This window comes from Streptomyces sp. NPDC001914 (assembly GCF_042891215.1).
Classification (GTDB): domain Bacteria; phylum Actinomycetota; class Actinomycetes; order Streptomycetales; family Streptomycetaceae; genus Streptomyces.
Window position 1 is genome coordinate 46,604 of record NZ_JBIASW010000001.1, and the last position, 23,000, is coordinate 69,603.

Genomic DNA, 23,000 nt, shown 5'->3' on the forward strand with positions numbered 1-23,000 from the left:
ACCACGTCCGAACCGGGCGAGGCATCACGGTGCCGGTCTCGCCGGTGTTGACGCGGATTGCAGTCGGCGGCTCGCCGCGTTCCGAACGCGATGGGTTCGTCCCCGTTCGGCGAGCAGGGCGAGGGCCTCGCGTGAGGTGGCGGCGAGTTCGATCGCGGCCGTGCGCTGGAACCAGTCGGAACCGGTCGTGAGCTCTTCCGCGGTCCATGGTTCGTCCAGCGCGATTGCCCGGAGCAGGGTCCACTCGCGCATTCGGCGCGCGAGGAAAGGGCGGTCCCCGATCACCGTCGTCAAGGTCTGAGCCCACGCCGTGAACGCCGGGTCGGTCAGCAGGCGGGCGGCCCGACGCTCGAGGTGGCGGTTGACCGCGGCCTCCCCCATCGACTTGTCCGGATCGTTCAGGACGGTGACCACCAGCGCGACCTCGTCCGCCTCCGATACTTCTTCCAGATCCTGCAGGTAGCGGCGATAACGAAGGTGCTCGGGGGGTTCGTCGTCGAAGGGCTGGTCGGTCATGTGGCGATTCCTTCCCGTCGCTCCGTCGGCTGCTGGCTGCATTCGCGGTGAGCACCGACGCGGATCAGGGGCAACCAGACAGCGTACGACCACCGCGCGGCGGCGCGTCCGGGCGGACTGGGCCCGACTGGGCGCGACTGGGCGCGGCTGAAGACCGTGGCGAGCGTGGCGGCACCACGGCGGCCGGTGCCCTTGGCGAACACAGGGCCTTTCCCGTTCCGAGAGGTGCAACTTGGTGAAGTGGCCGTCAGAATAAGGGAGTTGGAGGAGTCTTCGTCGGCGTGCGCCTGCAATGCCGGACACTTCGTCCTACGAACGCGATGGGCGTAGGACCCAGGGGGCACCCCCGGGGCCGGATCGTCGGGCAGCACTCGTACGCTTCTCCGATCACTCACAGCTGAAGAGACGACGGAATCGATGATCGGCAGCTTTGTCGCCCTCGTGGTTCTCCCCTTGATCATGGCCAGGCTGACCCGGTGGGCGGCCGCGAGGAGGCGGCGCGGCCTGGCGGCGGGGCGGGCCGTGCACTTCCGCTGTCGACTCGACGGCCGCAAGGGCCGCATGTTGGCCGACCCGCGCCTCGACGGGCCCGTCTTCCTCGACCGCTCCGGGAACGCCACTGTCCTGCCGCGCGGCGGCGAGGTCGTGGACGCGACGGTCGCCAACCTCGCCCAACCTCCCTTCGAGAAGGTCGGCCTGCGCTACCGGACACCCTCCGGTCAGGTGTTGCGGCTGGGCCTGGCCACACACGACGCGCGGACGATCGGTGCCTGGCTGGGCGGGCAGACCCAACCGACCCTCGGGCTCGCCCGTCGGCCACGACTGCCGACCGCGCCGTTCTGGTCGGTGCTGGCGCTCGTGGTCTCCCTGTTCGTGGGCCTGTGCGCCGCGGACTTCGCCCTGCTCGGGGAACACACCTCCGCAGAGGTCGTCCGTACGACCCGGGACGAGGACGGTTGCATCGTCAGCTGGGACGGTGGTTCGCACATGACGACCGTGGACTGCGACACGGCGGACGTCCGTCCAGGCGACCACATCCCGATCATCGCCCTGCCCTGGCCCTTCCTGGGTGAGGCCCTGGATCCACTGACCTCGCTGATCGTGGTCGCGGTCTTCGGAGGCGTCCCCGGTCTGCTGGGCGCGGCTGGTGCACTGATCGTCAGCCCACTGGCCTGCGCCCGGCGCGTTCGGACGGTGCTCCGAGCCGGCCCTGCGAGCACCCCACAAGCGGCCCCGAACGACAAGGAAGACCTGGAGAACGAAGAGACCTGGCCCAGCCTCGATGACGGTCTGAACCATGCGAGCCTCGCTGCCGCGGCCCGGCACAACGATCGCCATGCTCCGGGTCCTCGGGTGACTCCGCCGCGCCGCGGCGTCGGCCGCACGTCGGTCTCGCCGCGCGTCTGGGTGCTGATCACCCTCCTCGGCACCAACGCCTGGTTCTTGCTGCTGCTCTCCTGCGCCGCTGTCCTCGATGACTATTTTGACCTGGGGCACTGGCGGTTCCTCGTACTCGGTACGGTCGCCATCGCCTGCCTCGCCCGGATCGGCTGGTTCATCACCGATCGGTCCGCCCTCTGCGGCCCGGTACTGCGTGCCGCCCGTTCCGCGGCCGGGGACGACGCATGGCAACCCATGCGCTACGTCCGGCTGCGCCAGGGTCCCGGCGAGCTGGCGCTGGTGCTGTTCCGCCGGGAAGGCGGAGATGTGGCGGCACCGGTGCTCATCCAGTGGATCTCACGATCCCGCGGCAGTGGCCGCCGCAGCATCGGCGGCCCCGCTCCGGTCGGCGACGCCCTGATCCACGACACCGGCGTGGGCCCGCTGATCTGCGAGATAGACGGCGTCCGCTATCTCCCCAGAGGCCGCGCCATCGACACCGCGGCCGACCCCGCACTCACCCGCGTCGAACTGCGCACCCTCGCCGAGAGCCACGTACGACCGGCCGGGCGGCGCTAGACACCCCACTCGAACGCCTTCGCCCGGAGGCAAGGTGTCGTTCCGTATCCCGCAAGGGCGCACTCATTCCCGCGTACCACAGCCGTGGTACGCGGCCGTGGTGTCCACCGCAACAGTGGTAGCCCCACTCCGTTCCTGCGGATGACTGCCGGGGAGCAGTGCGCAGGGAGACTGGTGCCGTTCGACATGACGCGTCGCAGGTGACGCGTGCGGAATCCAGGGAGCAGCAGATGAAGAAGTGGGTACGGCCCGTCGTCGGAACATTTTTGCTCTTCATAGGAGTGGTGTGGTCACTGCAGGGCTCCGGCGTCGTCGACAACAGTGAAGCGATGTCCGGCGAATCGCAGTGGCTGGGCATCGGCCTGGTCGTGGCCGTCGTGGGTGTGACGCTCCTGGTCGGCGGTATCAGGAAGCTGCGGGCAGACCGACGGTGAGCGCGAACAGTGCCGGCGGCTCCGGCCGGGGGCACGGCGAGGACAGGCCCGTCGGACGACGGATCATCCTCGGCGCGCTGGGGCTCGGCGCCCTGGGCGTGGCTGAGGGCGCGCCCGTACAACGCAGGCTTGACGACACCCTCGCCGGGATAGCCAGTAAGGACCCCACGGGCCTTGTCTCACTGCTGCCCGGTGGCGGCGGCTTCCGCTTCTACTCCGTCGCCGACAAGGTCCCGCACCTCTCCGCCGAGGACTACCGGCTGACCGTGGACGGTCTGGTGGACCACCCCGCCTCGTACCGACTGGACGAACTGACGGCCATGCCGAGCACCCGCCTGGTGCGGGACGTGCAGTGCGTCACCGGCTGGCGCGTCCCCCACACGGCTTTCACCGGGGTACGGCTGTCTCTTCTCCTCGACGTCGCCGGAGTGCAGTCCAACGCGGCAGCGGTGAGCTTCACCTGCTTCGACGGGGTCTACACCGAAAGCCTCACCCTGGAGCAGGCGCGACGCCACGACATGCTGGTGTCCTACGAGATGCGGGACGAGCCGCTGAGCGCTGCCCATGGCGGGCCTGTACGCCTGTACGCCGCCCCGATGTACTTCTACAAGTCGGCCAAGTGGCTGTCCGGCATCACCGTCACCGAGCGCGTCCAGGCGGGCTACTGGGAGCGTCGGGGCTACGCGGTGGACGGCTGGGTCGGCAAGTCGAACGGACGCGATGATGACCCGACCAGTTGAACAGCCGGACCTGATCCAGCGCTTCACCACCGCCGAACGTTGGATACACCGGGGCACAGCCGCTCTGGTGGGAACCGCCCTCGTCACCGCCGCCTTCCTCTACCTGCCGGTGCTCGCCGAACTCGTCGGGCGGCGCGAGCTGCTGGTGACCGTGCACGAGTGGGCGGGCATCGCCATGCCCGTACCTCTTCTGGCCGGCCTGGTCTCCCGCGCGTTCCGTGCCGATCTGAGCCGCCTGAACCGGTTCGGCCCGCACGACCGCGGCTGGGTGCGTGCCGCCTTTCACGGGCGGCCGCGTACAGCCGGAAAGTTCAACGCCGGGCAGAAGTTGTACGCGAACGTGCTGGCCGGGGCTCTGCTCGTCATGATGGGCACAGGACTGCTGTTGTGGTTCCCTCGCCTCGCGCCCATCGTGTGGCGTACGGGAGCGACCTTCGTCCACGACTGGCTGGCCCTGCTCATCGCGGCTCTGGTCCTCGGCCACATACGGATGGCCGTCCGCGACGCGCAGTCGCGCCGTGGGCTGCGCACCGGGCAGGTCCCACGGGACTGGGCGCGTCACCACCACCCGCTGTGGGAGGAGGAGAACCGGGCGCCGGCGGCAGCCCGGGAGCCCTGAGGCACCCCCTTGTCAGGGTGGGTGTCATCCTGTAGCCGCCGCAGCCGTGACATCCGAGGCTCGTTCCGAAGGGCGGCAGGTGGCGAATCAGTCCGAGACGAAGACCGCCGAAGGCTTCCATCCCGACATCGCTGCCGCGAAGCGCGGTGACGGAGATGTCCGGATCGCACAGTGGTCGCACCGGCGTTCGCCGGGGCGTGACGCGCGACAACACATGGGGGAAGGGATATATGGGGGAAGGGATATGGCGACAGTCGCAGGCTTCCGGGCGGCGGTGAGGAGCCTTGCCGACCGTCCGGCACGGCGGTCGTTCGCCGTGGACGCCGTGGCCGCCGTCTGCTGCGTGCTCATCACCGGTCCGATCATGATGCTGGTGTCGCACCAGGGCCAGACCGATCTTCGTACGGCCGGGGCGATATCCGCTCTCTGCAGTCTGCTGGTGTTGTGTGCCCACCGATGGCCACGAGCGACGACGTGGGCAACGGCCACCACCAGCGTGGTGCTTCTCGCCGTCGTACCCGATGCGTCGCCGCCTCCGGCACCGGCGGTCGCGGCGCTCTTCCTCCTCGCGGCCCGGACGGACCGTCGAACCGCGGTGCGCACCGGCGTGGGGGTGGGGGTCGTGATGACCGCCGCCGCGTTCGTCGTACGCCCGGAGCTGTCGGCCGTGGAGTCGAACCTCGCGCTTCTGGCATGGACCCAACTGCCCACCGCTGTCGGGGACGCCGTACGGAGTCGACGCGAACTGCTGGTCTCTTATCAGGAGCGCGCCGAGCACGCCGAGGCGACCAGGGAAGAGGAGGCGCGTCGGCAGGTCGTCGCCGAGCGCATGCGCCTCGCCCGGGAACTGCACGACGTGGTGACGCACCACCTCACTCTGGTCAACGCGCAGGCAGGCGTGGCCCATCATCTGGTCCGTCAGGATGCCGAGGCCGCCTATCTGGCCCTCGGGCAGATCCGGGACACCAGCAGAGCGGCGCTGGACGAACTGCGCGCCACCGTCGGCCTGCTGCGTCAGGCCGACGACTCCGAGCAGCCCCTCACCCCTGCGCCCGGACTGCGTGACCTTCCGGCCATGCTGGACTCGTTCCGCCATGCCGGTCTTCGCGTGGAAGCCTGCTGCGACGGGCCGCCCGCCTCTCTTCCGCCGCTGACGGACCTGACCGCCTACAGGGTGGTCCAGGAGGCGATGACCAATGCGCGGAAACACGTGGCCGATGCGCGTGTGACGGTGGTCGTCGCGGACCTCCGGACCCACCTGGAGGTCTCCGTCACCGACGACGGGGGCTCCGGACCGGGTCACGGATCCGGCACGGGCCTGGGATTGATCAGCCTCACCGAACGCGTGCACGCGGTGGGTGGAACCCTCCGCGCCGGCCTCCGGACGTCGGGCGGCTACCGCGTTCACGCGCTGCTGCCCATCGGTTCCGACGGCCTTCCGTCGTCGAGCCCTCAGGAGGGAGGATGAGCATCCGCGTACTCCTGGTCGATGACCAGGCGCTGCTCAGAGGTACCTTCCGCATCCTGCTGGAGGCCACGCCGGGCATCGAGGTCATCGGTGAGGCGTCCGACGGTTCGGACGCCGTGGACCAAGTCCGGGCCCGGCCGACCGACGTGGTCGTAATGGACATCCGTATGCCCGGCCTCGACGGGATCGAGGCGACACGGATCATCACCGGTGACAAGGCGCTGGCCGGGGTAAAGGTACTCATCCTGACGACGTTCGAGACCGACGAGCACGTGGCGGACGCCTTGCAAGCGGGAGCCAGCGGATTCATCGGCAAGGGCATCAACCCGCAGGAACTGATCGACGCGATCAGGACGATCGCCGCCGGCGACGCGCTGCTGTCACCCACGGCGACACGGTCGCTGATCCAACGCTTCACCGCCCGCCGTCGCCCCGCGCGGCATGCTGCGTCGATGCTGGAGAGCCTGACCGCGCGCGAGCGCGAGGTGGTGACGCTGGCGGCCATGGGGCTGTCGAACGACGAGATCGCCGATCGTCTCGGCATCTCCGTCCTCACGGCGAAGACACATGTGAACCGGTCCATGGTGAAACTGGGAGCCAGGGACAGGGCTCACCTGGTCATCGCCGCCTACGAGGGAGGCCTGGTCCACCCGTCGCAGTGAGCAGGCGGCAGGCGGCAGGCGGCAGGCAACAAGTCGGGAGCTGAAGACGGAGGCGATCCATGCCCGCGCGCTGCTCCGTCAGCACACCGTCCTCGCGGAGCCGCCGGGGACCCGCTCGCGTGCCCCCCAGGTTCGCACCCCACAGCGATGCCCTACTGTGCGCCGGTCAGGGGCCCGGTGAGGTAGCGCTGCAGCGTGGGCGCGATCGCGTCGGCCAGGACGGCGGCGTCGGTGTCGGCCAGCACCTGAAGCCCGGTGATGTGACGGGCCATGATCAGCCCGACCATCTGCGATGACGCCAGGGCCGCCCGCAGTTGCGCATCCGGCGAGTCCAGCTCCTGGGCGAGAGGCAGGAGCAGTTCTCCGGTGATCCGGTCGCGGAGCAGGCGGGCGGCGTTCTCGTCCGAGGCCGCCGCCCGGATCAACCCCGTGATCTTCAGACGGCCGTCGGTGGTCTCGACGATGCGCAGCGCGAGAGTGGCCAGTCGGTGGCCGATGGTCTCGCGCGGGCCGTCCAGCAATTCGGCCAGAACCGCCTCCGGCTCGAAGGGCAGAGCCGCCGCCGCGGTGAACAAGCCCTGTTTCGAACCGAAGTAGTGCGAGACCACGGAAGCGTCCACGTCGGCGTCGGCTGCGACGCCGCGCATGGTCGTGCGGTCGTAGCCGAGGTCGGCGAACTTGCGCCGCGCCACCTCCAGGATCGCCTCACGCGTGACGGACTCCCCGGGGCGGCGCCCAAGGCGAGGGCGTGCGGTCATGGCGAAGCCTCCTGGAGTGTTTGACACGGCAATCCATCAAGTGCAGGATTCGAACTAATCCAGCACCTGATGGATTCAGTTTAGCGAACCGCTGCCTGGGGTCGATCCTGCCACCGGGCGTCCTCATTTCACTCCTCACACCGGAGTCTGTGCCTCATGCCCGTCGTTCCGTCGCAATCGCCTCCGGCCACGGCCGCCGATCCCCGCCGCTGGTGGGTACTCGCCGTCATCGGGGTCGCCCAGCTGATGGTCGTGCTCGACGCCACCATCGTGAACATCGCCCTTCCCTCCGCCCAGCTCGACCTCGGCTTCTCCGACTCCGACCGCCAGTGGGTCGTCACCGCCTACTCGCTGGCGTTCGGCAGCCTGCTCCTGATCGGGGGGCGTCTTTCCGACCTCTTCGGCCACAAGCGCGTCTTCATGATCGGTGCCGCCGGCTTCGCTCTGGCCTCCGCCCTGGCCGGCGCCGCCCAGAGCTTCGACCTCCTGGTCCTTGGCCGCGCCCTGCAAGGCATCTTCGGAGCAGTTCTGGCCCCGGCCGCTCTCACCCTGCTGAACATCACCTTCACCAACGGCAAGGAACGCGCCAAGGCCCTGGGCATCTTCGGCGCCATCGCCGGCACCGGCGGCGCCATCGGACTGCTGCTCGGCGGCCTGCTCACCGAGCACCTGAACTGGCGCTGGACCCTGTACGTGAACCTGCTCTTCGCGGCGCTCGCCCTGCTCGGTGGCACGTTCCTGCTCCACGACGGCCGACGACGCGACAAGCCCAAGCTCGATCTGCTCGGCACCGTCCTGATCTCCGCCGGACTGTTCTGCATCGTCTACGGCCTGTCCAACGCCGAGAGCCACGACTGGGACTCCCCCATGACCTGGGGTTTCCTGATCATCGGCGTTCTCCTGGTCACCGCGTTCACCCTCTGGCAGAACCGCGCCGCCAACCCGCTGCTGCCCCTGCGGATCCTGAACGACCGCAACCGGGCCGCCGCCTACTCGGCCATGCTGGTCTCCGCCATCGGCATGTTCGGCATCTTCCTGTTCCTCACTTACTACCTCCAGGTCACCCTGGGATACAGCCCGGTGCGCACCGGGCTGGCCTTCCTGCCGATGATCGCCGCGCTCGTCGTCTCCGCGCAGGTCTCCACCAACGTGACCGGTCCGCGCTTCGGCCCGCGTGCCGTCGTCCCGGCGGGCATGCTGCTCGCCTCGGCCGGACTGGTCTGGCTCACCGGCATCGGCGCTCACTCCTCCTACGCCGCCCACATTCTGCCGCCCCTGATCGTCATCGGCCTGGGCCTGGGGCACGTGATGCCGATCGCGTTCGGCGCGGCCACCGCCGGGGTCGACGCGCGCGACGCCGGTGCCGCCTCCGCCACCGTCAACACCATGCAGCAGGTCGGCGGTTCCATCGGCACCGCCCTCCTCAACACCCTGGCCACCAGTGCCGCGACCGCCTACGTGGCCGACCACGCACCGAGCAAGAACCTGCTCGCCGAGGCCCAACTGCACAGCTTCACCACCGCCTTCTGGTGGTCGGCCGGCATCTTCGCCTTCGGTGCGATCGTCACCGGCCTGCTCTTCCGCCGGCACGACGCAGCTACCGGCGACCTCCAGAAGCACGCGGAGACCCCCGCGGTCGTCTGAGCGCCTTCGTCAACGCTCCGACACCGACGGGTGACGGCCGGCCATGACCCTGGTAGGCACAGGCCGCCGCCGTGATCGAGACGATCACGGCGACGGTCGTCTCCAGAACGCGGCCGGTTCCACACCGCAGCCCAGGCTCATGGACCACCGATCAGCTGGCGGCCAGGGGCGCCCGGAGGGTGAGTACGCGAACTGCCGCGCACCGGGCAGTGGATCCCCGCGGGCGAACTCCCGAGACCGCCGCCGGGCCACGTCTCGTGCGCTTCGCCCGGCGGACACCGCCACCTCCCCGAAGGCCCGCCGGGGCGCTCGCTGACGCCGCCATCAACCACCACCAGAGATGACCATGACTTTCGACAGCAGTCTGAGCCGGCCGGAAGGACGCCACGGCCACCCGTGGCTGCGGCGCTGCCTCATAGCCGCCGCCCTCGGCCTGCTCGCCGTCGAACTCGCCCTTGGCCGGACGGCACTCACCTCGGCATTGACCCACTTGCGCGCCCCACACTTCGGCTGGCTCCTTGCCGCGCTGGCCGCAGCCGTGGCGGCCATGGGCGCCTACGCCCGGATGCAGCGCCGCCTTCTGCTCTCCGCCGGTCTCTACGTTCCCCTGCGCCGCGAACTCGCCCTGACCTACGCTGCTCATTCCCTCAACGAGACACTGCCCGGCGGCGCCTTCTTCTCCACCCAGCTCAACTACCAGCAGATGCGCCGCTTCGGAGCCACCCCGGCCGTCGCCTCCTGGTGCATCGCCTTGTCCGGCATCCTCTCCACCGCCGCCCTGGCCATGGTCACCGCCCTCGGAGCACTCGCCGACCACGGCACCCCCGCATGGCCGACCCTGGCAGGACTGACCGCCGCAATCCTGCTCATCACCATCGGCGTCCGCCACATCACCCGCCACCCCGAAAGACTGCTGTCGCTGGTCCGTACGGCACTGACCCGAGCAAACCGTCTGCGCCGAAGGCCCGGCGACCACGGGCTCGAACAGATCCGCGCCTTCCTCGACCAGCTGAGAGCCGCGCGCCTCACCCCGGGGCACGCCACCGCCGCCGTCACGTACGCCTTGCTCAACTGGCTGCTCGACGCCGTCTGCCTGTGGCTGTGCCTCCGCTCCGTCACCGACCAGGCGGTCACCCCGGCCCAGCTCCTGCTCGCCTTCTGCGCGGGTATGGCCGCGGGCACCGTGACCATCGTCCCCGGCGGCCTCGGCATCATCGACAACGCGCTCGTCCTCGGCCTGATGACCGGCGGACTCGACACTCCGACCGCGATCGCCGCGGTCGTCCTCTACCGGCTCATCAACCTCGGCTTCGTCATAGGCGCCGGATGGATCACCTTGGGACTCGTACTCCGGCGGACGAGGCTCGAACAGCGGCACGGATCAGCGGGCTGACGGCCGTGAATCGGGCTTCCGCAAAGCACCCTTGCAGGCCCTGCCCCGAGGTCTGCCCCGGCAGGCCAACGCCCGCGTCAGAAGGGTTACTCCAGTGTGCCCGCCGACCACCACGACCCGGCATGGGGCGAAGCGTGGGGCGGAATGTGGGTTGCGATCCGGGACAGGGCTTCAGGTGTGGATCGCGTACAGGAAATCGTCCTCGCTTGCGAAGTACACGGTCCCATCCGCAACCACGGGCGTCGCTGACACCTCCCCACCGGTCCGCAGGCGCCAGCGCTCCTCGCCCGTGACCGCGTCCAGCGCCCAGAGCGACTTGTCCTCGCTGCCGATGTACACGGTCCCGTCCGCCACCGTGGCCGACGACTCCCCGGCGGCTCCGGTCTCCTGCTTCCAGCGTTCTGCTCCGGTGGCAGCGTCCATGGCCCGCACGTACCAGCCGTTGCTGCCCATGTACACGGTCCCGTCGACGACCGCGGGCGTGGACCACGTCGGGTCGCCGAAGGACCGCTTCCACCGCTGTTCGCCGCTGACGGCGTCCAGGGCGACAAGGCCGTGGTGGCAGCCGGAATAGACGGTGCCGTCGGCCACCACCGGTGTGGTGTGCGGCGAGGCGTCGGTCTTCACCTGCCAGAGTCTGCTTCCCGTGGCGGCGTCCATGGCCCAGAGGGAGTCACGGGGGTGAGAGATGTAGAGGCGGCCGTCGGCCACGGCGGCGGACGTGAACGTTTCGTAGGAGCGCGGGTAGCGCGGCCTGAGCCGCTGCTTCCACCGCCTGCGGCCGGTGGCCGCGTCCACGGCCCAGATCTTGTCGCCGACGGTCAGGTACACGGTCCCGTCGGCCACCGTCGGCCGGGCGCCTCCCGCGTAGTCGGTGGCTCGCTTCCACCGCACGTGGCCGGTGACCGCTTCCACGGCCCACAGGTGTTTGCCGTTACGGATGTACAGGGTGGCGTCGACGACCACCGGTGACGAGTGGAAAGGGAAGGCGGCTGTCACTCGCCACCGTTCTTCGCCGGTGGCGGCGTCCAACGCCAACAGGTCACGGTTGCCGGGCTGGTACACGACGCCGTCGGCGACCGCCGCGGTGAGGAGCCCGGAGCTCGGGATCTGCACCCGCCAGCGCACTGTGCCGGAGATCCGAACAGAGCTGGATTCCCCAGGGATAGTCGTCGGCGCCGGACGGGCCGATGCGGCGCGGTGGCCCTTGACGGGTGCCTCACCCTGCCGATGGGCCCGTACTGCGTAGAGATGCTCATCGAGGCTGTCGATGTACACCGTGCCACCGCCGACCAACGGAGTGGAGTGCACGGGCTCGGTGGTCCTGACCTTCCAGCGTGCCCCGCCCGTGGCAGCGTCCACCGCCCACAGACGCCCGTCATGACTGCCCGCGTACACCGTGCCGTCGGCGATCGCAGGCGTCGCGTGGATCTCACCGCGGGTCTTCACCCGCCACCTCTCCTGACCGGTCCCGGTGTCCACCGCGATCAGATACCAGCCCTCGACACCGACGACCGCGATGCCCTCGTCCACCGCGGGGCTCGCCCACGCGGCTCCGGGAGACGACCGCCAGCATTCCGCGCCCGTCTCCGCGTCCATCGCGACCAGGCCTTCATCGTTCCCCACGTATACGACGCCGCCAGTCACCGTCGGCGTCCGTGAAACGCCTCCGAAGGGACGCACGTTCCAACGCCTGCTTCCGGTCGCGGCGTCCAGCGCAAGGAGGCGCCCTCCAACGGCCGCGTACAGGAACCCCTGGGCCACTGCCGGCGAGGGATCGTTGGGCGTGTGATGGTCCGCCACCTTGGCATTCCAGAGCGGTTGGCCGGTGAGCCCGTCCACCGCCCACATGGTGCCGTCGTGCGCGACGGAGTACACGACGTGGTCGGCGACCGTCGGGTTCGACATCTTGGACCGGCGTGCTCTCCACTTCCACCGCACCTCGCCGGTCGCGGCGTCCGCCGCCGTCAGACAGCCGACGGTGTCGGCGAAGTACACGACGCCGTCGTCGGCCACCGGCGATGTTCCGATCCCGGCGTCGACGCTCAGTGTCCAGCGCCGCTGCCCGGTGTCCGCGTCGATCGCCGCCAGACCGAAGAGGTCGTCGAGGACATAGACGGTGCCGTCGGCCAACGCAGGCGTGCGGTACAGCACGCCCCCGCCCGGCACTCTCCACAGCGTCCTGTCACTCACCTCACTCACCTCGACATCAGTCATGGCTTCCCCTCCCCGGCACCGTCCGGTCTGGTGAGCGGAAGGCTGAGGACTCCGTGCTCATGGCCGAGGATCAGGGTTGTGCCCGCAGTGGCCAGACTGGTGAACGACACGTCCAAGGCGATGTGCTGCACCGCGCCGGTCTCCGGCTCCCACACCCGCAGCCGTTGACCGTGACGGGTGCCGGAGACCAGAACCGTGCGACCGTCGTGCGGGCGGCCGACGGCAATGAGCGGCGGGCCGGCGGTGCCTGTGGAACTGGGCAGACCATCGCCGACCGGGGCACCGGTGGCCGGATCCCACAGCATGACGACGCCGAGGTCGTCCGCCGTCGCCAGCAGGGATCGGTCAAGTGTCGTGACGGCCTCAACGGCCGTCACCCGGTGGCCGGCATCGGCCAGCGCGCGTGCGCTCAGTTGCACGGCAGCGCCGTTGTCCCAGGGGTCCTCGACGGCTGGATCCCACATGTGAACGCGGCCGGCGGTGTCCGAGGCCGCGATCAACGCGTGGTCGGCGGAGATCGGGACGGCGGCGACCGATCGGATCGGACTGCCGTACGGGTTGAGGTGCCCGACGCACTCACCGCTGTCCGGATCCCACATCCGGACGGCGCCGCGGGGGGTGGCGGTGACGAGCAGGGTGCGGCCGCCGGGGACGACGGCGGCGCACATCGCGGTCACTCCGCCGGGCCAGTCACCGACTGGTTCTCGAAGCGGCTGCCCCGTGAGGGGATTCCACACCGCGATCGTCCCGCTGTCACCTCCGCTCGCCAGCAGGACCCGCCCGCCCGGCAGGGGCAGGGAAGTCATGGAGCGGACGGCGTCACGATGTCCCGGCAGCGGGTCGTGGACGAGTCGGCCGTCGGTCACGTCCCACAGGCACACCACACCCTTGTCCCCGCCGCCGGCCACCAAGGTCGGTCGGCCGGGCCGGGACACCACCGCCAGGGCGTCGACGCCCCCGGACGAACCGGGCACGGAATCGGTGAACGCCGTTACGCGGCCCCAGGGGGTGCCGTCGACCGCGACCACCTGGTTCCCTTCCTGTCGGAACCGGGTCGCAGCTCGGCTGGTTCCCCCGGCCGCCGCAGATTCCACCCCGGCGACCGCCAAGTCGGAGTCCGTCCGCGCGAGATCCGGACGGGGCTGGGAGAGCGCACCGTCCGGGGGCTCCGCGAGACCGTCCGCGATCGCCCACGTCCGCTCGCAGTCCCAACAGCGGAAGTGCCCGGTGAGCGAAATCAGTCGGCGGGCCGGCTCTCCTGCGGTCCCCTTCGGGGTGCCTCTGACCGCGACCATTCCGGCGACGAGGCACAGGACGGCATGTCCTGGGGTTTCTGCGGGCACCCCTCTCGACGCGACGTCGCGCGCCACCCGTAGGAAGGGTTCCCAGCCCTCTCCCATCGCATCCTCCCGCAAGGCCGCCGCTACCTCGCCCCAGGGATGCTCTTCTTGCCGGACACTAGTGGGGGCGGGCAGCGGGGAAGCCTCGAGGGGCGGACGCGCAGGGTCCACGGAGAAGTCGGTGATCTCCGTGTCGCTTTCGCAAGCGGGACACGACAACAGGAGCCCGCTTTCACGGTGGTCCGGCAACTGCCACAGCGCCCCGCCGATGTGATGGCCAGCCAGGGCCACGCAGGCGAGGGCGAGTAGGGCACAGACCCTCTCGGGAGTGCCGGCGGCGAGGAAGCTCCGGGTCGCCGCCCGCTCGGCCAGCAGCATCGCGGCTTGGAAAGCCGCCTCGAGGTCGGCCGGGACGGGGGGTCGGTAGTCGGCGGTCACCATGAATCCTAGGTCCACCCAGAAGTCCACGGTCTGCCCCGGAGGCAGGGCCGCTGCCGCCTCGACGAGGTGCGGCAGGGCCGCGTAGGCACCGTCGGCGACGACTCCATCATCCATCAGACCGGCGAACAGGTCCGTCCAGGTCCGGCGCCACGCGTCGCCGCCCCCGGTTGCAGCCGCGGAGGCCAGCTGCTCCAGGAGTACCCGCACCTCCTCGACCTTCACACCGTCAAGTCCACGCCAACGAGGGTGGTCCAAGGGCAGCTTCGGAATCATGGAACGAGTCTCGCAGGCGCCACTGACATCAGGAGGCGGCTCGGTGTCCGACCGCCTCTCCCTCAGCTCGTCCTCCGGTCGACGCCCCCTTGGGCTGAGCCGAACCCCGAGGCGGCGTGGCTACCATGCCGGTCATGTCTGACGAACTCCGAAACAGCGGTCCGGACCGTGAAGTCGGCCCCGTGGGAGGCCGGTTGACCGATCCTGGATGGCTGGTGCACGGGGACCCGGAGCTGATCCTCGCGGGCCTGGACGGCGCTGCCGGGCACGAGGAGGTGCTGGCGGCTGCCGTGTACCGGGCGTCGGGACATGTGCACCGTGACGCCGGTGCGAGGGTGCGGCGGCAACTACTGGCGCTGGACGCCGCCCGGTACGGGAACCGGGAGCTGGCGAGAGAAATCGCCCGGGTCGCAGTCCGTCGGGAGATGGATGACCCGTGGGTCGTGCAATGGGCAACCGGCAGCGACTTGGACTCCCGACTGCGGTACGCGTTCCTCGTGCCCGCCAAGCTGAGCGCGTTGGCAACCGTGGTCGTCGAGGGCCACGGTCTCGCCGTCGCGGGATGCGAGGACGGCACGCTGCACGCCTGGGAGCTGGCCACGGGCAGCCGGCTGGGCAAGGCCGTGTCCGCTCACCCCGGCGCCGTGGGTGGGCTGGCGACCGCAGTGCTGGACGGGCGTCCCGTCGCTGTCACCGTCGGCCACGACCACACCGTCCGGGTATGGGATCTGGTGACGGGAGAAGCGGTCCGAACCTGTTCCGCCGACGACGACTCCTGGGCGAAATCGGTGGCCACGGGAATGGTCGAGGGTCGGCCGGTCGTGGTCGGCGCCTGCGTCGACGACGTAGTGAGAGTGTGGGATCTGGCCACCCTTTCCCAGCGCTGTGAGCAGTTGACCATACACACCGGCCTTGTGTCCGCTCTGGCGACGGCGGTGGTGGACGGCCGTCCCGTCGCTGTCACCAGCCACTCCAGAGCACTTGGGGCGACGGACCTGATCACAGGGGAGGAAACCGTCCGCGTGTGGGACCTGGTCACGGGACGGGAGTTCGGCGCCCGGGGCGACCGCTACGACGAGCTTCCCGTGTTCGCGGACTGTGCGGCCGACCGGAGGATGGAGGGCGGCGGTGACGTCGACGAGGACTGGGACGGGGAAGCAGGGCACTGTGCCAGTCTGGACCTCAACGCCAGGGCGCACTTCCTGGTGACGGATCCGGCGTCCCAGTGTTCGATGGCTGTCAGCGCCAACGCCTATGAGGCGCACGTCTGGGACCTGGCCACGCGCGAGCAGGTCGGCAAGCCCGTCGGGACTAGGTTCGTGGAAAACGCGGCCGTGACCATGCTCCACGACCGCCCCTCAGCCCTCGCCGCATCCGCCGACGGCCCGGTCGAGGTGTGGGAACTGCCCACCCTCCGGCAGCTACAGCCCCCTCTTACGGGACACGAGGCGAGGGTGCGGGGAGTGGCGACGGCGGTGGTGAACAGGCGCCAACTCGCGGTCACCGGTGGCGACGACAGATCGGTCCGCGTCTGGGACCTCGATGGCGAACGGGAGACGGGGAGCCGGCTGACTGGTCATGCCGGCTCCGTGACGGGGGTCGCCACGGCCGTCGTGGACGGCGGCCTCGTCATCGTCACTGGAGGCTCGGACGCGAGAGTGCGTATCTGGGACCTCGAAGGCGAGGGACAGCTCGATGAACCTCTGACCAGGCATACCACCGGCGTGGACCTGCTGACGGCGGGGACGGTCGACGGACGGCCCACACTCCTCACGCGAGGCGACTGGCGCAAAACAGTGCGGATGTGGGACCTGACCACCCGGGAAGAGCTGCACGGACAGTCGACCGGTGAATACACCAGCCCCTCCATCGAGTTCTTCGCGGCACTCGATGACCGCTTCGTCGGTGTGACCGGGGAAGGGCGCGTCTGGGACCTGCCGGCGAGTCGATGGATCGGGGTGCAGCCGCGGCAACGAGGCGCACTCGCCTTGGAGAAGCTCTCAGGTCGCATCGTCATCGTCACCAGCCACAGGGCAGAAGCAGTCCATCTTTGGGACCTGGCCACAGGCGAACTGCTGGCACCGCCGATGACCGGACATACCAGTGAGGTGCGTGTGGGGGCGACCGGCATGCTGAATGGTCGCCCTGTCGCCGCCGCCGGCGGCGGCCGAACCGTGTGGACGTGGGACGCAAGCACGGGGCGTCAGATCGGTGCGTACGGGTTTCCCTCCCGCGTACGGGCACTGACGGTGGCGCCCGACGGGCGACTGGTGGTCGGTTTCGGCGCGGACATAGCGGTCCTGACTCATCACCGCTGAGAGATCGATTTACCTCAACTGCCCTGAACCGCATCATTCTTTCAGCGACTGCGAGGCGACTCGACACCTGGTCCGGGCCCGTCCCGAAAGAATGAAGCCCGGTCGCGGCTACGCGGCGGGGTTCCTGCGCGATCCGATCCGCGCGGATGTGATCCGCCCCAACATGCCCCGCGGCCCCGACGCCGGTCCGGCCCGACTCGTCGGCAGTCCCCGAACGGAGCGCGCTCGTGACCCCGTTACGAACTCGACGAGAAAAGCCGCCGGTACGTCCTTTGTTGCAGTCTGTTGGATGAGTCGAGCATGCACAGAGACCCCTGGGGACCGCGCAAGACAGGAAACCCGACCCGCCGTTGTCCACACCGTCTTGCCAGCCCTTCCCGCGACGACCCAGTCGATCTCGATTGCTTGCGCTTCGAGCATTCCAGGCTTACGACGAGCGGTTGGAAGTACCGCAACAACATAGGCAACGCCACGCTGCGCAACAGCCATGGTTGCTGGGGAGACCACAACGCCTTCTCCGGAGGGGCCACCATCCATTGCGCGTAGTGTGCTGATCAGGTACCAGCCAGCGAATGGGGAACAGGTGGACAACGAAAGGCGCCGTCCTGATTCAGCGGACATCGGGATGGCGGGATGCGGATGGCTTCTGATCGTGGGCGTCATCGCCATGCCCGGACTCATCCTGAACGACCGGCCACTGACCGTGTACCTGGTCGTTGTCGGCGGGGTGATCGGGCTTCTTTGGGCACGTAAGAGGCTCCGCGGCTGACTGGACTCTCCATCAACGAACCTCTGCCGTTGCCACAACCGACCGACCGCTGATTGGCCACAGGCAAACCGAATGTTCCAGCGTGTCCGGGGCGTTTCACCCCCGTAGCCGCCCTCTTCCTCGCCTTGACTGCCCGACCCGCCGGGAGCTTGCGGGCCGTGAATACTCGCCCCATAGCAGCTCCTGCCGAAAGTCTCGGAGCCAGCCTCCGGCGTTGTCGACCACAGGCCGAAGGCTCCCCTCGTCTCCACAACAGGGGCACCGACCGGGCCTTGGCCACAATTGGCCCGCAGGCCACACTGGACCCGTGACGATCAATGACGGCAGTGGGGCAAACGACCCCTGGGCGCTCCTTCTGGCAACGGACTGGGACAGCGTCGAACACTGCTGCCCCAACACCGCCCCGGCGACCCCCGTCATCCTGGCGGGGCTACTGGACGACGACGAGGACGTTCAGCGAACCGCCGTACACAACCTCGGTCAGGCCGTGACCCACCAGAACACCATCTACGGCGCCACCGCCCCGGCCGTTCGCTTTGTCATCGCCATCCTTGGCCACCCCCGAACGACGACCTCGGGGATCTACTTCCACGAGGAGCGCCGCTGGCCCATGCGCGCGGCACTCCTGCAATGGCTGGGCGACCTCGCCTATGACGCGACCTACGACGAAGACGGCCCGGGAGAACCTGACGATGTCGCCGCGGTGCGTGCCATCCTCCCGCTCATCTACGAGGCAGCGCAGCCGTTCCTTGCCGATCCGGACCTTCTGATCCGGGAAACTGCGGTGCACGCAGCCGCGATGACGCTCGCCGCGCCCGAGCTGGCCGTACACATCCCGGAGCTCGTGCCGCTGGTACGCAGCACTCTGAGCACCAGCGAGTACCGGGGTTACCGATACCTCGCCAAGCGGTGCCTCGTGATCTGGGGTGTAGAACCCGGCCCCCTGCCCAACCCACGGATCTCGGGACCCGAATCGATGGATCACCTCTGGGCGGACGGCTGCTCCGACGACCCGCCATTCTGACCCCAGGGGGCACCCGCGACGCACCAAGCGCCATCGACGGCAGTCCCGCCGAACTACGGATCAGAAGGCGTCGTGACCCCTCATGCCCGTTCCAGCGGGCAGCAACGGTGAACCGCGGGTACACGCGAGTAGCAGGAAACGCAACGCCCCCGGACCGACTGTGACCGGCACCCGTCGCTAGAGCTCGTAGTCCTGGGCCAGCTCCTCCCAACGAAGGCCGCGAAGTTCAGGTTCGGCGTCCTCACCCGACGGGACAGTCAAGACGGTCTGAAACCAGACCACAGTGAGAGCAGAACGGTGCAGCACCGGGTCGAGCTCAGGAGCGATCGCTGTCGAGCGGAAGGCGCCGATGCAGGCCACGGAAGACAGGATCTCGACGGGGCCGAAGGCGCCGGCGGTCTGTTCCGGGTAATCGCGGGAGGGTGGAACGAGATGGACCGGCGTGGAAGGAAACGAGCGTTCGGCCTGCCGCTGAAGGCTCCGGACCTTCATATCGTTGATGGGCTTACACGGGTAGCCCTCCAACATCCCCCCATAGGTCGAAGACATCCGCAGCTCGGTGAGCTCGATCAATCGGCCGGACGAGAGGGATATGCGGCTCAGCGACATGTCGACACCCTATGCGCACGATTCACTTCCGATGCACGGCCTAGTGGCCGAGGCACTGCAACTGGGCCCGTGTCCGACCTCGTTGTCCACCCTCGCCCACATCGCCTCGGTGGCGGCCATGGCCGCCACCGACGCACTGCTTTGGTCCTGCTCGGCCAAGGCCCGGAGGGCTGAGGTCGCCGGAGAATCGGGCCACACTCCCCGGCAGTGGAGTCCCGCTCGCTCGACTCCCCCACCCTGGACCCAACCATGGCGTCCTCCTGACGGACGCCCCGGCTCGCCGCTGTGGCGAGCCGGGGCGTTTGGGTATCACGGCTCTTCAACATCCGATCGTGAAGCGCCGCTGCACGAGCCACGGCAGCGCCATCTCGTCGAGCACCGCGAACGCGGGATCCTCCGCCGAGGTGCGGGTGCGCCCCTCGGTCTCACGGACCGCCTAGCCGCCGCCCATACGGAAGCAGTGTCCGGTGCGCCGGGATACACGGTTCCGAGTGCGGCACTCAGGGTGGCGACGGCCCGGCTGATCAACGGACGTCCGCCGCGATCGGCATGCGCCCCGTGCGACGCGCAACAGGCGGAACAGGCGGTTCAGTTACTGGTCAGCCGGTGTAGGTGGCCGCCAGCACACCCCACGTGCGCGGACCCACGATCCCGTCGGCATCGAGGCGGTACCGCTCCTGGAAGAGGCGCACGTAGTAGTCGGTCCGGGCGCCGAACACGCCGTCGACGAAACCGGACTTCTCCGACTCGGTGACGACGTACCTGACAAGCACCACCTGGATGGCCTTGACGCAGACCCCCGAGTCGCCGCGGGCGAAGTTCCGGGCCGGGATCTCGTTGCCGTTCGGGGCGATGCGGCTGCCCACCTGGGCGATGCAGGTGTCGAAGTTGTACTCGGTCGCGTCGGCCGGCGGAGTGGCCATCAGCAGCGCGGCCGTGGCGAGGGCCAAGGCAGCGGTGACCTTCAGCGGGCGGGACGGACGACGTATGGACATGTGAACCCCCGTGCACAGCAGTTGAGTTGAAGTGAATTCAAAGCATGATCATATAACCCGAGTTCCGCCCCTCCGGGGTGGCACGGAACGGGCGCCCCGCGACAGGACGGACCGCGCCCGTCCACGCGTTCAGGGAGAGCTGACAGCGTCCAGCTGTCCTCCGGTGGCGAGTCGGGCCACCACCTTCACGTGCGGCCGGCGGGGCGCGGGCAGCGCGAGCGTCCGCCCTTCCTCCGAGGCTGACACGCTTCCGCTCACCGACAGGCCCGTCACGGCCCGGCTGCCTGCTGCCAGCACGTACCAGTGGCCGCTCGGTGACCGCCAGCCCGTGGTGGCGACGATGTGCTGACCGAAGCGGCTACAGGTCGCGGTCGACCGCGCGTGGGCCACGGTCAGGGCCGGCGCGTCCGGCGCGTCCCTGCTCGTCCGCAGGGCCACCGTGACGTCGCCGGGGCCGCGCCAGGTGTCGGCGCGGGCGCAGGTCCATACGGCCTGACCGCCGCCGTCGGGCAGGTGCTGCTCGGCGAAGTCCCACGCGTTGACGGCACGCACACCGGTGTTGCCGAGTGATCCGAGCGCGCAGGCCTGGTGAGCCCAGGCCACCAGAGCTGCCGTGCCGGTGGCCTCCCGGGGCTGGTGGGGCGGACGCCCTCGTCCCGGCAGGGGGGTGTAGGTGAGGTGGACCGGGGACAGGTCGCCCAATCCGGCTAGCAGGAATGAGTGGTGCTCGGCGATGCGCTCCGAGGACCGTAGTTGCAGCACCGGGCGGCTGTCGCAGCCCCCGCCCGCGGGCATCGTCGGGACCGGTTCCGTGACACCGTCCTTAGACATGCGCAACGGCCGGGCGAGGACGTCGGGGCGCAGCAGATCGCGGGTTCCCGCCTCGGCGATCCAAGGGGCCAACAGATAGCGCGTGGAGCTTTTGTCCGAGTCGAGGGCGACGGCTGCCGCGGTCGTGACGTCCGCGTCGTCGGTGCGGGCGACGCTCAGTTCCGTGTTCTCGGCCGAGGAAAGGGACTCGCTGTACCGGGCCAGGCGCGTGCCGTCGTAGAGCAGCACCACCGTGCGGTCGGCGCCATCTCCCGCGTACAGCAGGAGTGGTGCGTTCGTCGGCGCGGCAGCGGACGTGGCGGGAGCGAGCCGGACCCGGCTCCCGGCCGGCGGACGCGCCCAGGTGGACAGGGCCCGGCCCAGCAGCTTCTTGTCGTTCACCCTCGAACCGCGGGCCGGCCACGCGGTGAAGTCGACCCGGGACGTGTTGTCCCACACCCCCGCCGCGGTGCGCACTACGTTCGTCGGCGCAGCCGCCGCCTCGGCGGTGGGCGCGGACGGACCGGGAGTCGTGTCACCGGCGACGGTCACCACCAGCGTGGCCGCCGCCAAGCCCATCGCGGCGACTCCCAGGCCCAGCCTGCTCCGTCGGCTGCGGCGCAGCAGATCGGTGGGGCCGACCTGGAGAGCGCAGGCGTCGAACTCCTGCGAGGACAGCAGCGCGGCGACAGCGCCGCCGGGGACCGCCTCGAGCAGCCGGGCGGTACTCAGGGCGGCGGCCGGGTCCGCCACGCCCGCCGATTCGAGCAGGTGGTGGACGGTGTCGTCGGACAGGCCGTGAACCGCGCGCAGCAGGCAGGCGGCACGGGCGGCGGCGGACATGTCCGAAAGGCGTCGGGCCAGGTCGGGCTCGTCCAACCCGCCCGACCGCGGGAACATCCGGAGCCCTACGACGAAGGGCATCCGGGGCACGAGTGCCCCGGACGGAGCGAACCGTGCGGGCCACGGGCGCGGACGCCGGCCGTGTGCCAGCGCGGCCCGCAGCACCTCCACGAGGAGTGACCGCTGGACCGTCTGCCTGCCGCTCGCCTCCCCGCGCGGTCGGGGGACCGTGGGCAGGCCGGGCGTTGCCCGTACGCGGGGCAGAGCCCGCTGTACCAGAGAATGCGCCGCGAGCACCCGCCGATGTCGGCCGAGCGATGCTGGAAGGACGAGATGTGCCAGGCGGACCAGGTCCCCGTACTGCTCTACGAGGACGGACTCGGCCTCCCGCGCCCGGGGCCTGACGGCGGCGGGCCGGAACGAGCGAAGGTGCATGATGCGGGATGCTTTCCGGGAGGGGTCGTGGACTCCGATCCGTCAAACGAGTGAACGTCGAGCCGGTCACCGGCCGGGCGCGTCCAGCATTCTCGGGGCCGTTCGCCCGCCGGTCGGCGCGAGTCACGGTTACTGAGCCTGCCGTCGCGACCGTGTACGAGCAGGTCGACGCTCGCAGTCGTGAGCCGCCACACGGTGACCTGGGCATACCCCTCACCGGGCGGACCTGCCCCGCTTCGTCAGCCGGATTACAGGCGCTTGGTCTTGACCCGTAACGGCGTCCAGGTCACTTCTCACCGTAGGCCCGCCGCTCCTCGATGAGTCCACTCCCTCGAACCTGCCTCATACGGTCGGCATGCCGCAGGGATCACCTGCCGTCAGCCTCCGCCGACACCACGCCTTGAAGCTCAGCAGTGCTTGAGGGGCATTGAGGTGCATCCAAATGACCTTCAGTTCACGAAATTCCATGGAACGGCTTTCCCGATCGGAATCGAGTCACGTAGGGCGGTGCGGCAGTGAGCGAACCTCCACTCCATCCCCCGGGCGAAACCCCTCCCGTGGAGGGTTCCACGGCTGAGGCGCACGAGGAACGACCCGACGGCGGAATCTGGGAACACCCACGCGCATTGCTGATCGTGATCGTGATCGGCTGTGTTCTCGTAGCGGGCTTTTTCTTGGTGCGTGTGATCACCATGTGAGGCCGTCCCTCACTCAACGAGCCATCGCGCCGCGA

18 protein-coding genes are annotated in these 23,000 nt (G+C 69.5%); 11 read left to right on the forward strand and 7 right to left on the reverse strand.

Annotated elements, in window-relative coordinates; all coding sequences use genetic code 11:
- Window positions 1-24 precede the first annotated feature (24 nt).
- Window positions 25-516, reverse strand: a complete 492-nt coding sequence (locus tag ACFYYF_RS00280; protein ID WP_388769669.1) for a hypothetical protein — start codon at window positions 514-516, stop codon at window positions 25-27.
- Between the two features lie 417 nt (window positions 517-933).
- Between ACFYYF_RS00280 and ACFYYF_RS00285 the strand changes: the two genes are divergently transcribed.
- From ACFYYF_RS00285 to ACFYYF_RS00310, 6 genes are all read left to right on the forward strand, one after another.
- Window positions 934-2,475 (forward strand): hypothetical protein, encoded by a 1,542-nt coding sequence (locus ACFYYF_RS00285; RefSeq protein ID WP_388769671.1) that lies wholly within the window; start codon window positions 934-936, stop codon window positions 2,473-2,475.
- 230 nt (window positions 2,476-2,705) lie between these two features.
- Window positions 2,706-2,909, forward strand: coding sequence for a hypothetical protein (locus tag ACFYYF_RS00290; RefSeq protein WP_388769673.1), 204 nt, complete (start codon window positions 2,706-2,708; stop codon window positions 2,907-2,909).
- Window positions 2,906-3,649, forward strand: a complete 744-nt coding sequence (locus tag ACFYYF_RS00295) for a molybdopterin-dependent oxidoreductase (protein ID WP_388769675.1) — start codon at window positions 2,906-2,908, stop codon at window positions 3,647-3,649. Before ACFYYF_RS00290 ends, ACFYYF_RS00295 begins: the two co-directional genes overlap by 4 nt.
- The gene (locus tag ACFYYF_RS00300; RefSeq protein WP_388769677.1) at window positions 3,633-4,268 is read left to right on the forward strand and encodes a cytochrome b/b6 domain-containing protein; all 636 of its coding nucleotides are present in this window, start codon (window positions 3,633-3,635) and stop codon (window positions 4,266-4,268) included. The genes ACFYYF_RS00295 and ACFYYF_RS00300 overlap by 17 nt, the downstream gene beginning before the upstream one ends.
- A 244-nt stretch (window positions 4,269-4,512) precedes the next feature.
- Window positions 4,513-5,736: a sensor histidine kinase gene (locus ACFYYF_RS00305; protein ID WP_388769679.1), complete on the forward strand. Its 1,224-nt coding sequence runs from the start codon at window positions 4,513-4,515 to the stop codon at window positions 5,734-5,736.
- Complete coding sequence (locus tag ACFYYF_RS00310; protein WP_388769681.1) at window positions 5,733-6,398, forward strand: response regulator; 666 nt, start codon at window positions 5,733-5,735, stop codon at window positions 6,396-6,398. Before ACFYYF_RS00305 ends, ACFYYF_RS00310 begins: the two co-directional genes overlap by 4 nt.
- Window positions 6,399-6,550: 152 nt before the next feature.
- Here ACFYYF_RS00310 and ACFYYF_RS00315 read toward each other — a convergent pair whose 3' ends face one another.
- Window positions 6,551-7,156 carry a TetR family transcriptional regulator gene (locus ACFYYF_RS00315; RefSeq protein WP_388769683.1) on the reverse strand — a complete coding sequence of 202 codons (606 nt, stop codon included), beginning with the start codon at window positions 7,154-7,156 and terminating at the stop codon, window positions 6,551-6,553.
- A gap of 156 nt (window positions 7,157-7,312) precedes the next feature.
- Between ACFYYF_RS00315 and ACFYYF_RS00320 the strand changes: the two genes are divergently transcribed.
- Entirely contained in the window at window positions 7,313-8,800 is a 1,488-nt protein-coding gene (locus tag ACFYYF_RS00320; protein ID WP_388769685.1) for an MFS transporter, read from the forward strand.
- Window positions 8,801-9,140: 340 nt separating this feature from the next.
- The gene (locus ACFYYF_RS00325) at window positions 9,141-10,193 is read left to right on the forward strand and encodes a YbhN family protein (protein ID WP_388769687.1); all 1,053 of its coding nucleotides are present in this window, start codon (window positions 9,141-9,143) and stop codon (window positions 10,191-10,193) included.
- A gap of 171 nt (window positions 10,194-10,364) precedes the next feature.
- Here ACFYYF_RS00325 and ACFYYF_RS00330 read toward each other — a convergent pair whose 3' ends face one another.
- Window positions 10,365-12,410 carry a PQQ-binding-like beta-propeller repeat protein gene (locus ACFYYF_RS00330; RefSeq protein ID WP_388769689.1) on the reverse strand — a complete coding sequence of 682 codons (2,046 nt, stop codon included), beginning with the start codon at window positions 12,408-12,410 and terminating at the stop codon, window positions 10,365-10,367.
- Window positions 12,407-14,464: a WD40 repeat domain-containing protein gene (locus ACFYYF_RS00335; RefSeq protein WP_388769691.1), complete on the reverse strand. Its 2,058-nt coding sequence runs from the start codon at window positions 14,462-14,464 to the stop codon at window positions 12,407-12,409. Before ACFYYF_RS00335 ends, ACFYYF_RS00330 begins: the two co-directional genes overlap by 4 nt.
- 311 nt (window positions 14,465-14,775) lie before the next feature.
- Here ACFYYF_RS00335 and ACFYYF_RS00340 point away from each other — a divergent pair, with 311 nt between their 5' ends.
- Together ACFYYF_RS00340 and ACFYYF_RS00345 are read left to right on the forward strand one after the other, a co-directional pair.
- On the forward strand, window positions 14,776-16,782 hold the full coding sequence (locus tag ACFYYF_RS00340) for a WD40 repeat domain-containing protein (RefSeq protein ID WP_388769693.1): 2,007 nt from the start codon (window positions 14,776-14,778) through the stop codon (window positions 16,780-16,782).
- 1,076 nt (window positions 16,783-17,858) lie between these two features.
- Window positions 17,859-18,575 (forward strand): hypothetical protein, encoded by a 717-nt coding sequence (locus ACFYYF_RS00345; protein ID WP_388769695.1) that lies wholly within the window; start codon window positions 17,859-17,861, stop codon window positions 18,573-18,575.
- A 177-nt stretch (window positions 18,576-18,752) separates the two neighbouring features.
- Here ACFYYF_RS00345 and ACFYYF_RS00350 read toward each other — a convergent pair whose 3' ends face one another.
- From ACFYYF_RS00350 to ACFYYF_RS00360, 3 genes are all read right to left on the reverse strand, one after another.
- Window positions 18,753-19,184, reverse strand: a complete 432-nt coding sequence (locus ACFYYF_RS00350) for a hypothetical protein (RefSeq protein ID WP_388769697.1) — start codon at window positions 19,182-19,184, stop codon at window positions 18,753-18,755.
- Window positions 19,185-19,783: 599 nt separating this feature from the next.
- Window positions 19,784-20,179 carry a peptidoglycan-binding protein gene (locus ACFYYF_RS00355; protein ID WP_388769699.1) on the reverse strand — a complete coding sequence of 132 codons (396 nt, stop codon included), beginning with the start codon at window positions 20,177-20,179 and terminating at the stop codon, window positions 19,784-19,786.
- A gap of 129 nt (window positions 20,180-20,308) precedes the next feature.
- Window positions 20,309-22,267 carry a hypothetical protein gene (locus tag ACFYYF_RS00360; protein ID WP_388769701.1) on the reverse strand — a complete coding sequence of 653 codons (1,959 nt, stop codon included), beginning with the start codon at window positions 22,265-22,267 and terminating at the stop codon, window positions 20,309-20,311.
- A 515-nt stretch (window positions 22,268-22,782) separates the two neighbouring features.
- On the opposite strand from ACFYYF_RS00360, the gene ACFYYF_RS00365 reads away from it, so the two are divergent.
- Window positions 22,783-22,965, forward strand: coding sequence for a DUF6480 family protein (locus ACFYYF_RS00365; protein ID WP_388769703.1), 183 nt, complete (start codon window positions 22,783-22,785; stop codon window positions 22,963-22,965).
- Window positions 22,966-23,000: the final 35 nt, after the last annotated feature.

Coding starts and splice junctions, on each gene's coding strand:
- ACFYYF_RS00280 (WP_388769669.1), bottom strand. CDS start 516: ATGACCGACCAGCCCTTCGACGACGAACCCCCCGAGCACCTTCGTTAT.
- ACFYYF_RS00285 (WP_388769671.1), top strand. CDS start 934: ATGATCGGCAGCTTTGTCGCCCTCGTGGTTCTCCCCTTGATCATGGCC.
- ACFYYF_RS00290 (WP_388769673.1), top strand. CDS start 2,706: ATGAAGAAGTGGGTACGGCCCGTCGTCGGAACATTTTTGCTCTTCATA.
- ACFYYF_RS00300 (WP_388769677.1), top strand. CDS start 3,633: ATGACCCGACCAGTTGAACAGCCGGACCTGATCCAGCGCTTCACCACC.
- ACFYYF_RS00305 (WP_388769679.1), top strand. CDS start 4,513: ATGGCGACAGTCGCAGGCTTCCGGGCGGCGGTGAGGAGCCTTGCCGAC.
- ACFYYF_RS00310 (WP_388769681.1), top strand. CDS start 5,733: ATGAGCATCCGCGTACTCCTGGTCGATGACCAGGCGCTGCTCAGAGGT.
- ACFYYF_RS00315 (WP_388769683.1), bottom strand. CDS start 7,156: ATGACCGCACGCCCTCGCCTTGGGCGCCGCCCCGGGGAGTCCGTCACG.
- ACFYYF_RS00320 (WP_388769685.1), top strand. CDS start 7,313: ATGCCCGTCGTTCCGTCGCAATCGCCTCCGGCCACGGCCGCCGATCCC.
- ACFYYF_RS00325 (WP_388769687.1), top strand. CDS start 9,141: ATGACCATGACTTTCGACAGCAGTCTGAGCCGGCCGGAAGGACGCCAC.
- ACFYYF_RS00330 (WP_388769689.1), bottom strand. CDS start 12,410: ATGACTGATGTCGAGGTGAGTGAGGTGAGTGACAGGACGCTGTGGAGA.
- ACFYYF_RS00335 (WP_388769691.1), bottom strand. CDS start 14,464: ATGATTCCGAAGCTGCCCTTGGACCACCCTCGTTGGCGTGGACTTGAC.
- ACFYYF_RS00350 (WP_388769697.1), bottom strand. CDS start 19,184: ATGTCGCTGAGCCGCATATCCCTCTCGTCCGGCCGATTGATCGAGCTC.
- ACFYYF_RS00355 (WP_388769699.1), bottom strand. CDS start 20,179: ATGTCCATACGTCGTCCGTCCCGCCCGCTGAAGGTCACCGCTGCCTTG.
- ACFYYF_RS00360 (WP_388769701.1), bottom strand. CDS start 22,267: ATGCACCTTCGCTCGTTCCGGCCCGCCGCCGTCAGGCCCCGGGCGCGG.